Consider the following 14,942-nt stretch of genomic DNA (forward strand, 5'->3'; position numbering starts at 1 on the left):
AGATCCGGCGGTTATTCAGGCTTCAGTTCGCTCCAGGCGGCACTAAGGCTGTCGATGATGTTCAGATGCTGGGGGCAGGCGGCTTCACAGGCACCGCATGCCAGGCATTTGTCCGCTCCGCCGTCCTTGTCCAGGATCATACGGAACTGCCAGTCTGATTTCGGATCGATGCCGTAAAGGGAAACGTTGTTCCAGACGGAGAAGAGGCCGGGAATGTTCACGCCGTTGGGGCAGGGCATGCAGTAACGGCAGCCGGTGCAGCCGATCTTTGTGCGGCTGATATAAGCAGCGCGGACATCATCCATGAGCTTCAGCTCTTCCGCACTCATAATGCCGGTATCCACGGTGTCGAAAATACGCAGGTTTTCGTCGATCTGTTCCGCCTCATTGCATCCGGACAGGACCACGGCAACTTCCGGATGGTTGCAGAGCCAGCGGAATGCCCATTCAACGGGGGAGCGTTTCACGGGGAACGCGTCATAGAGCGCCTGTACATTATCCGGCGCGTTGGCGAGGCGTCCGCCCAGCAGGCCTTCCATGATGACAACAGGGATGCCCTTGCTGCCGGCCAGTTCCAGGCCTTTGGTGCCGGCCTGGTTGTTGATGTCCATGAAGTTATACTGGATCTGGCACATATCCCAGTCCCAGTCATTGAGGATATATTCAAACTCTTCATAGGGGCCGTGGAAGGAGAAGCACTTATAGCGGATTTTCCCTTCCTTCTTCATGTCGTCAAAGAACTGCGGCGCGCCGATTTCTTTCATGTGCTCCCATTTCTGCCTGTTCATGGCGTGCATGAGATAGAAATCGATATGGTCTGTCTGCAGCTTTTTCAGCTCTTCCGCGAGAACAGCTTCCAGATCGGCACGGCTGTGCACCATATCCGGCGGTACTTTGGTGGCGATGGTCACACGGTCACGGTAACCGTCCTGCAGGGCTTTGCCCAGGACGATCTCAGAGGTCTTATCCAGGTAGACATAGGCAGTATCGATGTAGGTGACGCCGCCGTCGATGGCCCTGCGGATCAGGGAGACGGCTTTCTGTTCGTCAATGACACTGTCTCCGGAGGCAGCGCCGTTGAAACGCATGCAGCCCAGGCCGAAGGCGGAGGACTTGATTCCCAGTTTTCCCATGGTACGGTATTTCATGTGCGGAACCTCCCAGAGAATATGATTCAATAATGGATTTCAGACATGAATATGATAGACCTTGGAGTTAACTCTAAGTCAACTGTTAATTCAGAAATCAGAATTCAGAATTACCCGCCGATGGCGGGAAGGACGAGATTTCTCCACTTCTTTCAGTCGGTCGAAATGACATTTGGATATGTGCCTGCGGCTGGAGTTGACTTAACGAGGCCCCGGAGGAGATCCTTCACTCCGTTCAGGATGACACGGGAGCAGGACGGTGCTTCATGAGAGATCATTCTGAATCTGATGCAGTTGACTTAGAGTAAACTTTAAGGTTTATGATTGGGGCAAAGAAAAAAACGTTCAATACTTTCGGGAGGATCATGATATGAAAAAAGTCAGATGGGGAGTACTTGGAACAGCGGATATAGCGCGGGGACAGACGATCCCGGGAATGCAGCTGGCGGAACACTGTGAGCTGTACGCCATTGCGGGAAGAAAACCCGAGAAGGCGCAAAGCTATAAGGAACAGTTTGGTTTCCGGAAAGCATATGGCAGCTATGATGAACTGCTGGCAGATCCGGAAGTGGAGGCGGTCTATATTCCGCTGCCCAATGACCTTCACTGCGAATGGTCGATCCGGGCCCTGAAGGCAAAAAAGCATGTGCTGTGTGAAAAACCGCTGGCGGTTTCGGAAACGCAGGTACAGGAAATGTTCAGGGCGGCTGAGGAAAACGGCGTGATGCTGATGGAAGCTTTTGCTTACCTCCACAGTCCCTTTGTCAAAGCTGTGAAAGCGGAGCTGGATGCCGGGACGATCGGTGAGATCCGGTACCTGGAATCCGCATTCATTACCGGCAGACGTCCGGATACGGATATCCGCCTGCGGAAGGAAACGTACGGCGGCGCTCTGTATGACCTTGGGTGTTACGCGATCAGTATGGCGATGTGGATGCTGGGGAAAGAACCGGATACCGTACGTGCTGCGGCGCAGTTCTCGGAAAAGCAGATCGATCTGTTTACCTCTGCGCTGCTGCTGTATGACAACGGAGCAGTGGCCAATCTGGATTGCGGCATGCTGCTTCCGGAGGGACGGCTGGACCGGTTTCGGATCCACGGTACTCTGGGCACAATCGTTTCTCCCGTGGAGTTCAACCAGGCCGGAGAGATTCCGTATACGGTGATCCGGAACGGCGTGAAGGAAACCAAGACGGTGAACGCACCGAACAATTACTCCCTGGAGTCTGAACAGCTGAGCCGCTGTATCCTGACCGGTGAGAAGCCCCATGTGACAAAGGAGTTTTCGCTTCTCGTGGCACGGGTGACGGACAGAATACTGAAGGAAATTGGATATTGAAACAATATCCAATTTCCAATGAATAATGAATAATTAACAATGAACAATTGTTTACTTCAGGCGGGATATTTGACAGAAGGGATTCCTTCGAATAAAATCAGCATGAAGTTGAAGTTTACTCTAAGTTGATCACAGCGGAGGATGAGATCCATGTATACGATCCAGGATGTCAGCAAAAAGACAGGTTTGACTGCCCATACCCTGCGTTATTATGAAAAGGAAGGCCTGATCACCGGGGTGGAGCGCAGCCAGGGCGGCATCCGCCAGTATACGGACGAGGACCTGGAACGGCTGGGACTGATCCGATGCCTGAAAAATACCGGGATGTCCATCCAGGAGATTGCCCGGTTTGTACAGCTGACCCACGAGGGTGACCATACGCTGGAGGAACGGGTGGAACTGCTGCGGGAGCACAGGGAACGGGTCCTGGAGCGGATGGCTGAAATGCAGGAGCATCTGGACAAGGTGACCTGGAAACTGAACTTTTTTTCGGAGAAGCTTCGGGCTTATCAGGAAAAAGAAGCCAAAAAAGCGAAATAAAATACCGGCCGTCCGGAATTACCGGGCGGCCGGTTCTCTGTTACTTTGCGGTATTACCTGACAGCGTCGATCATCTGCTGTACGCAGGGCTTCGGCTGTTCGTTCTCATCAAAGAGCAGGGGATGCTGCTTGATGATGGGACTGCCGGGCTTGAGGCCGAAGAAGTCCAGCCAAGTGTAGTCATCAGATACACCCCAGGTGGTGACGGAGTCGATGACATCTGAATAGCTGCGGTAGATCTCAAAGAGCTTTACGTAGATCTCACTGATCTTGGCCAGCTTTTCGGGGGTGGTCTTCAGGGCATCCTTGATGTATTCATCAAACCCGGGATCGCCCGGCTTAAGGCGGTAGGAGCCCTGGTTGAAGGTGGCCATCATGGAAATATCCAGCTCGGTCACATGGATCCGCAGGCCCATGTTCGCGTAGATCTCAATGGAACGCTTGATCTCATCATAATCGGGAACAGCCATATGGTGCTGCTGCATGCCGATGCCGTCGACGCGACAGCCTTTTTCCTGCAGGTTGCGGATCAGGCTGACGATACGGTCACGCTTGTCCGGTACGGTTTCGCTGTAATCGTTGTAGAACAGCTGGGCATCAGGCGCGGCATATTTGGCCATGGAACGGAAGGCGGCTTCAATGAAGCCTATGCCGCAGAGCTTATAGTATTCACTGTGACGGTAAACCGGGCTTTCACCGGGATTCTTTACCGGATCGGGTATATCATCCCGGGTGGCTTCGTTAACAACGTCCCAGGCATACACATCCGGGTTGAAGTGTTCGCAGAGGGCTTTGCTGTGGGCGTCAATACGCTCATAGATCAGTTCCGGCGCGGCGGGCTTATCGCCGTCCAGATACATCCAGGCGGGGGTCTGGTTATGCCAGACAGGCGCGTGCGCCCGGATTTTAATTCCCATTTCCCGGGCCAGGGTGATGATGGGTTCCGCATGATCGAAATTGAAATGGCCTTCTTCCGGTTCGGTGGGCTCGTACTTCATTTCGTTTTCGGCGGTCAGGCTGTTGAACTGCGTCTTAAGCAGGTCACGGTGGCGGGCAATACAAAAAGGCGAAACCGCCGCCCCGATCTTAAAATATTTCTCATAGGATTTGGCCAGAGAAATGATCTCACTCATGGTGTTTCCTCCCTGCTGATGTGGCATACCAGACACCGGCTGCGGGCCGGAAGCTATATCAATATTATGATTGTAAAACTTACATGATGTCAATGAGGGCGGAGAATGGATACATCGAAAAAACAAGAAAAATGTCCTGTAACCAAAAGACTTTTGTGTTCCTTGCCAATGACCCGTAATCCCGCTACAATGGAGCCTGACAGGAGAAAATACATCCTGTGAACCGCTGAATGAACGGAAGGTTTTGTGATAAAAATGACAGCAAATGACACGGCGCTCCGCCACCTGCTGGATCTGTGCCGCAGGAGTGAAAAAACCGGGCGCTGGCAGTATTCCGGTTTTCTGACTCCGGCGGAGCAGGATGAGCTGCTCCGTTGCCCGGAGGCGGCCGGCTTTTCCTATGTGCTGACCGGCGGATACGAGGCGGCGGAGAGGAAGATCCTGGCGGCGGGAAATGAAGCGGAGGCAGGACCGCCGGAGATCCCGATCAGCGTGGTGGCGGTGAAGCCGAAATCACTGAAATACGCGGAGGATCTGAGTCACCGGGATTATCTGGGCGCGATCATGAACCTGGGCATTGAGCGCAGCCTGGTAGGGGATATCCTGGTGCGGGACAAGCAAGCCTGGTTTTTCTGCCTGACAACGGCGGCGGAAATGCTGGCTTCCGCCCTTACGCAGGTGCGCAGGACTTCCGTGACCGCCGAGGTGACCGGAACGGATATCCCGGAGGTACAGCCTGTATACGCGCCGATCCGGCTGAATGTGATCTCCGAACGGCTTGACGCGGTAACGGCTGCCTTTACCGGGCTTTCCCGGGGACAGGCGGACAAGCTGTTCGCCGCGGAAAAGGTTTTTGTAAACGGACGGAATGTGACGGACCGGAGCTCAAAACTGAAGGAAGGTGACATCCTTTCGGTACGGGGCTTCGGCAAGGCTGTTTATGACGGAATAGAGCATGAAACAAAAAAGAACAGGCTGTGGGTCAGCCTGCGAAAATACGTCTGACGGAATGACCGGACCCGCGGGACCGGTCATTTTCCGATGCTGAAATACTGATTCGGGATATGGCAGTAGCCGCCGGGGTTTTTATCCAGGTATTTCTGGTGGTATTCTTCCGCGGAGAAGAAATTCCGGAGGGGTTCCAGTTCAACAGCCAGCTTCGCGCCAGCTTTTTCTTCTTCCTTCTGCCAGACAGCCCGGATCTCCGGAAGAAGGGTTTCATCTGTGTAGTAGATGCCGGTGCGGTACTGGATCCCTTCATCATGTCCCTGACGGTTAACCGAGAGCGGATCGATGACCATGAAATAATACTTCAGCAGTTCTGTAAGGGAAATACGGGTTTCATCATAGTCGATCCGGAGCGTTTCGGCATGGCCGCTGTCCGCGCATACCTCTTCATAGGAGGGAGCTTTGTCCGGGCCGTTTGCGTAGCCGACTTCGGTGCGGAGAACACCGCTGAACTGATCAAAGAATTTCTGCATTCCCCAGAAGCAGCCACCGGCAAGCCAAATGGTTTTCATGATATAAACTCCTTTTGCGATATTGTGTTATGATTCAGCCAACTGTGCAGGGCGGAGCGGCAGTTCCTTCATCGAACAGCGTGACGGGCAGGATGATCTCCTGCGGCGGAAGATCGGGCTTTTCAATTCGCTCCAGCAGCAGGCGGACGCCTTCGGAGGCAACTTTATCGCCGTTGGCAAAAATACTGGTCAGCTTTGGCAGATAGGGGATCTCCCCGCGCAGGTGGTCAAAGCTGACGATGGAGATATCCCGCGGGATCTCCAGTCCCATGGAAGACAGTTCCAGCATGACGGGATAAGCCACTTCATCGCGGAAGGAAACAACGGCGGTATAGTCCAGCGGAACAAGCAGTTCCTTCAACCGGGATTCAGAGTGAGCCGCCTCCACCTTTTCACCCGGGACAATACGGATATTGCATTCAGGGATCTGGTATTCCTTCATGGCCTGCATGAAACCTGCCAGACGGTCGGGCTGGGAACTGGAGCGGTCTTCACCGGACAGGAAGAGATAATGCTTGTGGCCAAGGTTGGCCAGGTGGACACCTGCCAGATAGCCGCCGCGGCGGTCATCACACCGGACACTGTCCAGGACGATGTCGCGGACCCGGCGGTCCAGGAGAACAAAGGGCATATGGTTCTTCCGCATGATCTCAATATGATCGCGGTTGTTGTAGTAAGGGAAGTACAGGATCCCGTCCACTGCCTGGGAAATGGCGGAGCGGATCAGGTGTTCACCCAGCTCTTCACTGAAGCCCATGCACAGCACCATGATGTTATAACCGGCCTTGCGCAGTTCTCTGTCCATGGTGGTGAGCATATGGCAGAAATGCAGGTTGTGAACGTCATTGACGATAACCGCAATATTGCCGCTTTTCCCGGAACGCAGGGAAGAGGCAAGGGAGTTGCGGATATAGCCCATCTGCAGAGCGGTATCCCGGATCTTTTTCCGGGTGGATTCCGGCAGTCGGGTATCCCCGCGGAGTGCCCTGGATACCGTGTTGACGGTATAACCGCACGCGCCCGCGACATCCCGTAGGGTAATACGGCTGACGCTCCTCATATGCATTCCTCCATGAACCAATTTAAGCTATTATACCATGAATCCGGGGTCAATTTCCTGTGTTTGTGAAGATTGATAAAAAAAAGAACAAGGGACATTTTTTGTTTGACAATTCACCGGTCGGGATATATCATTAAACCAATGAAAAGGATAACGATAATCTCTCAAAAATCGCCTGCGGAGATGAGGAGATCAGAATGAAAAAAGCATCCATGATCCTGGACAGGGACTATCAGATTGGCAAAGTGGACCCGCGTGTTTTCGGCTCTTTTATTGAGCATCTGGGCCGCGCGGTATACGGTGGTATCTATGAGCCCGGGCACCCCAATGCCGATGAGGCGGGCTTCCGGAAAGACGTTATTGAAAAGGTCCGGGAACTTGGTGTGCCGATTATCCGGTATCCCGGCGGAAACTTTGTTTCAGGTTTCAACTGGGAGGATTCTGTAGGTCCCCGGGACCAGCGGCCCCGGAGGCTGGACCTGGCCTGGTTCACAACGGAAAGCAACGAAGTGGGTCTGCATGAATTCGCTGACTGGGCCGGAAAGGTCGGCAGCGAGATCATGTATGCCATCAATCTGGGCACCCGCGGACCGGAAAACGCCCGGGATATCGTGGAATACGCGAACCATAAGGGCGGAAGCAAGTTCAGCGACATGCGGATCAAAAACGGGAAAAAGGATCCGCTGGGCATCAAAATGTGGTGCCTTGGCAATGAAATGGACGGTCCCTGGCAGATGGGGCACAAAACGGCCGCGGAATACGGACATATTGCCAATGAAGCTGCTAAGATGATGAAGTGGGTGGATCCCACCATCGAACTGGTGGCGTGCGGCTCTTCCTCTTCCCAGATGCCTACCTTCGGGGACTGGGAACTGACAATGCTGAACGAGTGCTATGAGAATATCGACTATATCTCCCTGCACCGCTATTACGGCAATCCCACCAACGACACTCCCGGCTTCCTGGCCCGGAGCATGGACCTGGATGACTTTATCCATACAGTAATCTCCATCTGCGACGCGGTGAAGGGCAAGAAGCACCAGAAGAAGCAGATCAACCTGTCCTTTGATGAGTGGAACGTCTGGTATCACTCCAATGAGCAGGACAAGGAAATCTGGAAACGGGAGAAGTGGGGACCCGCCCTTCCGCTGCTGGAAGATGTATATAACTTTGAAGATGCCCTGCTGGCCGGCAGCATCCTGATTACCTTCCTGCGCAACGCGGACCGTGTGAAGGTGGCATGCCTGGCGCAGCTGGTGAACGTGATTGCTCCGATCATGACCCGCAAGGGCGGCGGATGCTGGGCGCAGACGATCTTCTATCCCTTCCTGCACGTCAGCCGGTACGGCCGCGGCACCGCCCTGAAGGCAATCGTGAACACGCCGGTCTATGACTGTGCGGATTATGAAGGAGTTCCGCTGGTGGATGCCACGGCGACACTGGGGGACGACGGCAGCGTAACGGTGTTCTGCGTGAACCGGGACATGAAGGAAGACTTCTGCCTGGACCTCGACCTGCGGTCCTTCGGTGACCTGCGCCTGGCTGAGCATATCCTGCTTCACCATGACGACGTGAAGGCTGTGAACACGGAAGAGAATCCCGGCAATGTGACGCCCATGGCCGGCCCCGGCGGTAAGGCGGAAGACGGAAAGGCTGAGATCAGGCTGCCCGCGCTGAGCTGGAATGTGATCCGTTTCGAGAAAAAGTAATCAGATAATCTGACAGATAAAAAGAGGACCTTTCATCCCGGGATGAAAGGTCCCTTTTTATGTGAAGCGCTCTGTTATTTATTCAGGCTGTTCAAATCCACCCAGAGCGCGGGGCGGACAGCTGTGTTGTTGAAATGAATGTTGCTGAACATTTCGCTGCCGTCATATTCAACTTCAAGCGCGTTGTACAGGGCGTCAGCGGGAGAACGGAGCCACCAGGAGCAACCGGCACCGTCCACAGCCGCCTCGCTTTCTGTATAGAAGACACCATGAGCTTTGGCAACCTCAGTAGGGGCGCACAGCCTGTCTTCCTGTTTGGCAAAATAGGTCTGGAAAGCTTCCCGGTAGCTGAGCAGGAAAAGCTTATCCTGGGTATCCGCTCCGCCGTCAATGCTGTAGGCGCTGCCCTGGCCCGCACCGTTTACCACGGTCGTGGTCTGGATGGCTGCCTGTTCCTCAGGAGTGAAAGAGCTCTGCAGGAATTCGTTGTTCAGCCAGCCGCGCAGGGAGCATTTTTCCCAGGCAGCATCGTCCTTGCCGTCATGATAGGGAACGGAGTCCAGGCCGTACCGGCTGATGAGCAGGCTTTTGCCGTCCTGCTCGTCCAGTACGATCCATTCAATGGCTTCAGCGCCGTTGTCGGGGTTGTTGTCCTGTTCAAAGGTGCCCATGGTTACGATTTTCCTGGTATCGGCACCAGTCTTCAGGGTCTCGGCGTTGGAGCCTCCGATGTCGAAAATATGTACAGCGAGTACGATCGCAAAAAGGATAATTCCGATTCTTCTTAATACGATGTTATCATAGGTTTCCATTGGTTCATCCCTCCTTGGCTATGAGAATAGCAGATGAACCTTACTTTCAGGTGACTTTCTTCTTACAGTTTCGTAAGGTAGGGAAACAGCGGCAAACAGCTCGGGAACAGAATCCGGGCTATAAAGAACGGGGACGGATCAACCGTCCCCTTGTCCTGCGCTTCACGCATTCATCACCTTTTCATTGCTGTAAAGCAGCACAGCGTGACCCTGTCACGCTAGAATATATCCAGCATGCTGTCCAGGTAGATTTCTTCCCTGACCCGGAGCTGGTATTCCGGCTTTGTCATATAGTACAGCAGGAACTCCAGTACGATGGCGCTTCCCAGGCTCCGTCCCTCAATCTTGAAATGATGGAAACCCTTCGGAAGGTAAGTCTCCCGGATATCCCGGATTCCGATGAATCCCGGATTTTTCATTGCGTCCGAAAAGCGGTATCCCCGCTCCGCGTCCGGGGAAATGCAGACGTGATCTTCCACGTCTTCCCCCAGACTCTTCCGGCTGACGTTCTCATAGCAGTTTTTCCGGTCATAGCAGTCAAACCAGCAGCATTCGTTGCAGAGATATTCCACTTTGGCCTTCCGGACTTCCGTCAGCCCGCACTCCGGCAGCACCTTGTTGAGCCGAAAATCCGGTACCACATACCGGAACTCCTTCCGGTCCAGTTCATTGATACAGTCCCGGATGTCCGTCAGCACCTTCGTTGTAGAGGAAACAAAATAGAAGCCCGGGTACTTGTTCCGGATATACTTCAGCAGCAGATCCGAGGAGATGATGATCCCGCCGGGCACGTCCCCGCTATTCCCGAACATAACGCAGAGCGCGTTGCATTTCCTGTCCGCCAGATGCTCCTCTTTCAGCAGGGAATTACTGAAGGTCAGCCGCGGGGAAATGCCGTATTCCTTCACCAGGGCAAGTACTTTTTCCGGATCCGCATCCCCGAACCCGACGCGCCCGCCGCCCCAGATACAGTCACAGGGGGCACCGTAGATTGAACCGATTTCGCACCAGTCATAGAAGTATTCCCTGTGCTCCCGGAACAGGGGCAGAAACACCTTATAAAGATCATAAAACTCAAACAAACCCGGCAGATGATAATACGCCTTTTGTTCCATCGGTGGTTTTTCCCTCCTGAAACGCTGTACCCTTTATAATGTATTGTACCGGACTTGGTCCACGCATGGCAAGCATGTAAAAATATGAACATACAGCTTCCGTTACCAGGGACGGCCGGACACCCGACCGGCAGCGCCGGGGCAAGCTTCCGGGATGCCCAATAAAGGAAGAAGCCGTTGATTTTCAACGGTTTCAGAAGTGCTTGCAGTTTCGTATGGTTAAAGTATCAGAGAATGAATATGGACTTTTAACCGGGGATCGTGTAGGATAAGCGGCATGAGATCAGATCGCTCCGTTTCCGGAAAGGAAAGAGCGGCAGGCCGCTCATGAGACAGGAAACCGGAGGTGGGATCTATGCGGTTGGGAAGCAGGTTTGACCGTTCCATGCTGGGAACGGTGTTTACCCTTGCCTGGCCGACAATGCTGGAACAGCTGACACAGACAGCTGTACAATATATTGACACGGCAATGGTAGGGGCACTCGGAACGCAGGCGACAGCCGCGGTGGGTGCCACAGGTACTGTGAACTGGATGATCGGCAGCATCGTGTCTGCGGTTGGAATCGGTTTCCTGGCCTTTATTGCCAGACAGATTGGTGCCGGACATCCGGAACGGGCCAGGCAAGCCAGTGCACAGGCTTGTCTGGTCACCCTCATCCTGGGTACAGTGCTTACGGCCGTGACAATGCTGAGTGCAAGACAGGTTCCTGTATGGATGCAGGTGGATCCTGAAATCCGGGATCTGGCGGCACGCTATTTCCTGATCATATATCTTCCCATGCTGTTCAGAACTTCCTCCATCCTGCTGGGGACGGTGCTGCGATCCGCGGGAGATACACGCACACCCATGCGGATCGGTATGATCGTGAACGGGATGAACATGATCCTGAACTTCCTGCTGATCTTTCCGTCCCGCACGGTGTCCGTTCTGAACCTGAGCATTACCCTGCCCGGCGCCGGGCTTGGTGTGGAAGGCGCGGCATGGGCAAGCGCGGTTTCCTTTATATATGGCGGAGCGGCTATGATCCGGGCGCTGTGGAAACATCCGGTGATCTCACCGAAAGGACAGTCCTTCCGGCCGGAAGGCAGCATCCTGCGTCCTTGTTTCCGGGTTGCTGTGCCTAACCTGGCCCAGCGCTTTGCCACGTCCTTCGGTTATGTGGTTTTTGCCTCCATGATCAACGGCCTGGGCGGGATATCGACGGCGGCGCATACCATTGCCAACACGGTGGAAAGCCTGTTTTATATTCCGGGGTGGGGAATGCAGACAGCAGCAGCGACGCTGAGCGGAAACGCCTATGGCGCAAAAGATCACGAGCGGCTGAAAAAGCTGGGAGGAACAATCCTGCCGCTGGAGGTCGGGCTGATGATCGTTTCCGGCGCGCTGCTGTTCCTGTTTGCTGAACCGCTGGTCAGGCTGTTCAGCCGGGATGAAAGCGTGATCCGGCTTGGTGTGACGGTTCTGCGCATGGTGGCGGTATCCGAGCCGTTCTACGGGATCCCCATTGTGGTGGAGGGCCTGATGCAGGGTGTAGGAAAAACCACAGCACCTTTTGTTTACAATGTTATCGGTATGTGGGTAGTGAGGATCCTGGGAACATGGATCTGCACCCGATTCCTGGGCCTGGGTCTGGTAGCGGCCTGGGGATGCATGATCGGCCATAATCTTTTGCTGTTTGTGTTCTTTGTTTTCCATTATTTTACCGGTCGATGGGATCCCTTTGCCGGGAGAAAAACCCTGCGGGAAGAATGAGCGGACGATGGAGAAAAGAATAAAAACTGCCGGAGCAATTTTGCGCTCCGGCAGTTTTCCTGTTCAGTCATTAATGATAATGTCACCCTCAGCTACCAGATTATCCTTACCCATGCCGCAGACATAGGGGTTGGAGTCATACTGATAACAGAAGTCCAGGAAATCCTTTTTCTGTTTCGGATCGTTCATGATCTTCACCAGGATCTCCCGCGGGATTGTTCTTCCGAAAGCGCCGGGACCGGAAAGCCGGATATTCCGGACACCGTTTTCCGCCAGGATGGATTCCAGCTCATCCGGCATGAACCCATAGGTGATACACCAGGGGGCTCCGCCCTGTTCATACTGGGCAATCTCTTCCTCGCCGCCCATGAGTCCGTCGGCCCACAGCTTGTCAACGACCTGTTTGTTGAAAGAGAATCCGCTGATCATCTGCTCCCGGTTGGAGATGATCCACTGAACAAAGGGATCATCCGCTTTTTCATCCAGGATAAACTGGTTCTTCTGGATCGGATTGGCATAATAGGGCAGGGAACCCAGCCGGCTGGATACGCTGATGATGAATTTCCTGCGGGCAATGCGCACCAGCTCACTGATGACTTTGTTCTGGTTCGGCCAGGTGTAGGAGATCGGCGCGTCAAAGGACATGACCAGGTCGAATTCATGATCCCGGTAGGCACTCAGGTCTTCCAGCGCGCCTTTGACGAAGGTGATCCGGTCCAGTACGCCTTCCTTTTCCGCCAGCTCCCGGGCTTTGTCGATCATGGGCTGGGAAATATCGAAGTGGGTCACCTGGCAGCCCTGCTTTGCCAGCAGGATGGAGAAGCGTCCGCTTCCGGCACCGCCGTCAAACACGGTCCGGATCCCGTCAAGGTTCTCCAGCAGTCTCCGCTGGATGTGATCCTTCTGGATGATGTCGTCGATATAAGTCGCTTCCCTGCGGCTCTCCAGTTCTCCCTTGTCCGGCAGGTTCCACTGCCGCTCTGATATTTTCTGACTGTAATTCATTTCTGTTTTTCTCTCCCTGATTGATAATGATTAATAACATATTTATCGTCTCGCTATAAGTGTGAATGTGTGGCCCCAGTTTTTCATGGCGCGGACTTCTGAGAATCCCGCCTTTTCCAGGGCTTGGGTTTCGTGTTCAACGGTGAGCGGCGTATCATAATGGAAAAATACGTCTTCCGGGAGCCCCTGCTCCTGTTTCAGCTGCTTCAGGTTCCGGAAGAGTTCCGTTTCCTGTTCATCGGATTCCGCAAAATAATCCGTCAGGACAAAGAAGCCGTTTTCCTTCAGTGCCGCGTGAAGCCTGGCATACAACCCCTCTTTCTTTTCCGCGGTAAAATGATGCAGGGATTCCACGGAGACGGCCGCGCTATAGGCGTTTTCACCAAACGGCACGTCGAAATAGGATCCCTGGACCAGGTTGAGCTTCCGGTCAGGGAACTTTGCCTTCAGCGCGTTCAGCATGGCGTCGGAAAGATCGATGCCGGTTACGGCGGCATCCGGATTGAGCCGGAAATACTCTTCCAGCTCCAGACCGGTTCCGCAACCCAGGTCCAGGACTCGGGCATCCTTTTCCGCGGGCAGCAGGGACGCTGTATAGGCATAGAAATCATCAGCACCCTCGATGGTCGTCCGCATATGTTCATCATAGCCCTCCACCCGGGCGGCAAAGAAATCGTTCATTTGTTCAAGTTTCATAGTTTTTATCTCCTTTTTACGTTATGTCATTATTGTAAAGTTACTTTTGGGCGGCTTTGGCTTTCACTTCAGCCATTTCCGCAATCAGTTCTTCCAGGGGACGATGTTCACCGCCCCACCATTCGAAGACATGCATGCCTTCTTCCTCCAGAACAGGGCCGGCCAGTTTCATCGTGATTCCGAGTTCCCGGAGCAGGCCTTCCCGGTCAACCGGAAGGGCATCGCCGGGTGTCAGTTTGGAGAAGGCTTCATAAGAAACACCGAAGACAACCTTTTCGACCCCAAGGGAAGCAATCGCGCACAGGCAGCGTTCACACGGCGCGCAGCTGGTGAAGAGAGTGGACTCTTTCAGAAGGGAATCGGGATACCGGTTTGCGCATTTGCGAACCAGATTGAATTCCGCATGGCCGAAGATGCCTTTTTTCCAGTCGGCTGTGTTTTCAGCTTCCTCAAGGATTTCTCCATTATGCACAAGCAGGGCACCGAAGGTATCAAAGCCTTTCTTTCCGGCCTGAACAGCCAGCTCATAGCATCTTTTCATATAAACCGTATTCTTATGATCTTCACACAGCGTGTCATAAAAAGAATAGTCCACTGTTCCACTGATGTGCTCCAGCGCATCGGGCACCAGCTCCTTGACCATCAGGCAGGCTGGATGGGGAAGATGAATGGACGGGCCGGCGACGATTCCGCGGTCGGCGGAGGTGACAAAGCCCCGGGGATTGTAGTTCTTCGGATTGCCTTCCACCAGGACGGCTTTGTATCCGAGCGCGGCGGCTTTTTCAAAACCGTATTCAATCAGTTCCTTTGAGATATGCTGCCGCTGGTATTCTGTCCGGACGGCAACCGGGGTCAGGATCAGGAGTTCATCCTCGTATTTCCCTTCGATATGGAAACGGGAAAACATGGCATAACCCAGGATCCGGTCAGTCTCATCCACCATGATGAGCTCAAGTTCCGGAAGGTAATACTTCTTAGCACGGATTTCTTCTACCAGTGCCCGGACGGTTTTTGCTTCCTCCGGACTGTCCCACGTTGTGAACACATCCTCCACCAGATCCAGGGCAGGAATCAGGTATTTATTTTCCATTGATTTAATGATTCTCAGCATA

General features: G+C 53.8%; 14 protein-coding genes. 5 read left to right on the forward strand and 9 right to left on the reverse strand.

Annotated features, from left to right (window positions below):
- Nucleotides 1-11: 11 nt before the first annotated feature.
- Nucleotides 12-1,148: an aldo/keto reductase gene (locus tag JYE50_RS14200; protein ID WP_084095610.1), complete on the reverse strand. Its 1,137-nt coding sequence runs from the start codon at nucleotides 1,146-1,148 to the stop codon at nucleotides 12-14.
- A 370-nt stretch (nucleotides 1,149-1,518) separates the two neighbouring features.
- Between JYE50_RS14200 and JYE50_RS14205 the strand changes: the two genes are divergently transcribed.
- Both JYE50_RS14205 and JYE50_RS14210 read left to right on the forward strand, forming a co-directional pair.
- On the forward strand, nucleotides 1,519-2,487 hold the full coding sequence (locus tag JYE50_RS14205; protein WP_084095611.1) for a Gfo/Idh/MocA family protein: 969 nt from the start codon (nucleotides 1,519-1,521) through the stop codon (nucleotides 2,485-2,487).
- A gap of 150 nt (nucleotides 2,488-2,637) precedes the next feature.
- Nucleotides 2,638-3,027 carry a MerR family transcriptional regulator gene (locus JYE50_RS14210; protein WP_283399190.1) on the forward strand — a complete coding sequence of 130 codons (390 nt, stop codon included), beginning with the start codon at nucleotides 2,638-2,640 and terminating at the stop codon, nucleotides 3,025-3,027.
- 53 nt (nucleotides 3,028-3,080) lie between these two features.
- On the opposite strand, the gene JYE50_RS14215 is transcribed toward JYE50_RS14210, so the two are convergent.
- On the reverse strand, nucleotides 3,081-4,160 hold the full coding sequence (locus JYE50_RS14215; protein WP_179138305.1) for an endo-1,4-beta-xylanase: 1,080 nt from the start codon (nucleotides 4,158-4,160) through the stop codon (nucleotides 3,081-3,083).
- 255 nt (nucleotides 4,161-4,415) lie between these two features.
- On the opposite strand from JYE50_RS14215, the gene JYE50_RS14220 reads away from it, so the two are divergent.
- Nucleotides 4,416-5,165 (forward strand): YlmH/Sll1252 family protein, encoded by a 750-nt coding sequence (locus tag JYE50_RS14220; protein WP_084095614.1) that lies wholly within the window; start codon nucleotides 4,416-4,418, stop codon nucleotides 5,163-5,165.
- Between the two features lie 26 nt (nucleotides 5,166-5,191).
- Here JYE50_RS14220 and msrA read toward each other — a convergent pair whose 3' ends face one another.
- Complete coding sequence (gene msrA / locus JYE50_RS14225; protein WP_084095615.1) at nucleotides 5,192-5,680, reverse strand: peptide-methionine (S)-S-oxide reductase MsrA; 489 nt, start codon at nucleotides 5,678-5,680, stop codon at nucleotides 5,192-5,194.
- Nucleotides 5,681-5,714: 34 nt separating this feature from the next.
- Nucleotides 5,715-6,740, reverse strand: coding sequence for a LacI family DNA-binding transcriptional regulator (locus JYE50_RS14230; RefSeq protein ID WP_179138306.1), 1,026 nt, complete (start codon nucleotides 6,738-6,740; stop codon nucleotides 5,715-5,717).
- A 197-nt stretch (nucleotides 6,741-6,937) separates the two neighbouring features.
- Here JYE50_RS14230 and arfA point away from each other — a divergent pair, with 197 nt between their 5' ends.
- Entirely contained in the window at nucleotides 6,938-8,449 is a 1,512-nt protein-coding gene (gene arfA / locus JYE50_RS14235) for an arabinosylfuranosidase ArfA (protein ID WP_084095617.1), read from the forward strand.
- A gap of 74 nt (nucleotides 8,450-8,523) precedes the next feature.
- Here arfA and JYE50_RS14240 read toward each other — a convergent pair whose 3' ends face one another.
- A complete protein-coding gene (locus tag JYE50_RS14240; RefSeq protein WP_084095618.1) occupies nucleotides 8,524-9,261 on the reverse strand; it encodes a DUF6273 domain-containing protein in 738 nt (245 codons plus the stop codon).
- A 218-nt stretch (nucleotides 9,262-9,479) separates the two neighbouring features.
- Nucleotides 9,480-10,376 (reverse strand): hypothetical protein, encoded by an 897-nt coding sequence (locus tag JYE50_RS14245; protein ID WP_084095619.1) that lies wholly within the window; start codon nucleotides 10,374-10,376, stop codon nucleotides 9,480-9,482.
- A 355-nt stretch (nucleotides 10,377-10,731) separates the two neighbouring features.
- Between JYE50_RS14245 and JYE50_RS14250 the strand changes: the two genes are divergently transcribed.
- Complete coding sequence (locus JYE50_RS14250) at nucleotides 10,732-12,129, forward strand: MATE family efflux transporter (protein WP_283399191.1); 1,398 nt, start codon at nucleotides 10,732-10,734, stop codon at nucleotides 12,127-12,129.
- A gap of 63 nt (nucleotides 12,130-12,192) precedes the next feature.
- Here the strand turns inward: JYE50_RS14250 and JYE50_RS14255 are convergent, their stop codons facing one another.
- The 3 genes from JYE50_RS14255 to JYE50_RS14265 are packed head-to-tail and all read right to left on the reverse strand — an operon-like array spanning nucleotide 12,193 to nucleotide 14,941.
- A complete protein-coding gene (locus JYE50_RS14255; RefSeq protein ID WP_084095620.1) occupies nucleotides 12,193-13,134 on the reverse strand; it encodes a class I SAM-dependent methyltransferase in 942 nt (313 codons plus the stop codon).
- Nucleotides 13,135-13,176: 42 nt separating this feature from the next.
- Nucleotides 13,177-13,830, reverse strand: a complete 654-nt coding sequence (locus JYE50_RS14260) for a class I SAM-dependent methyltransferase (RefSeq protein ID WP_143763599.1) — start codon at nucleotides 13,828-13,830, stop codon at nucleotides 13,177-13,179.
- A gap of 40 nt (nucleotides 13,831-13,870) precedes the next feature.
- Entirely contained in the window at nucleotides 13,871-14,941 is a 1,071-nt protein-coding gene (locus tag JYE50_RS14265; protein WP_084095621.1) for a GNAT family N-acetyltransferase, read from the reverse strand.
- Nucleotide 14,942: the final 1 nt, after the last annotated feature.

The organism is Aristaeella lactis (assembly GCF_018118585.1).
Lineage (GTDB): Bacteria > Bacillota > Clostridia > Christensenellales > Aristaeellaceae > Aristaeella > Aristaeella lactis.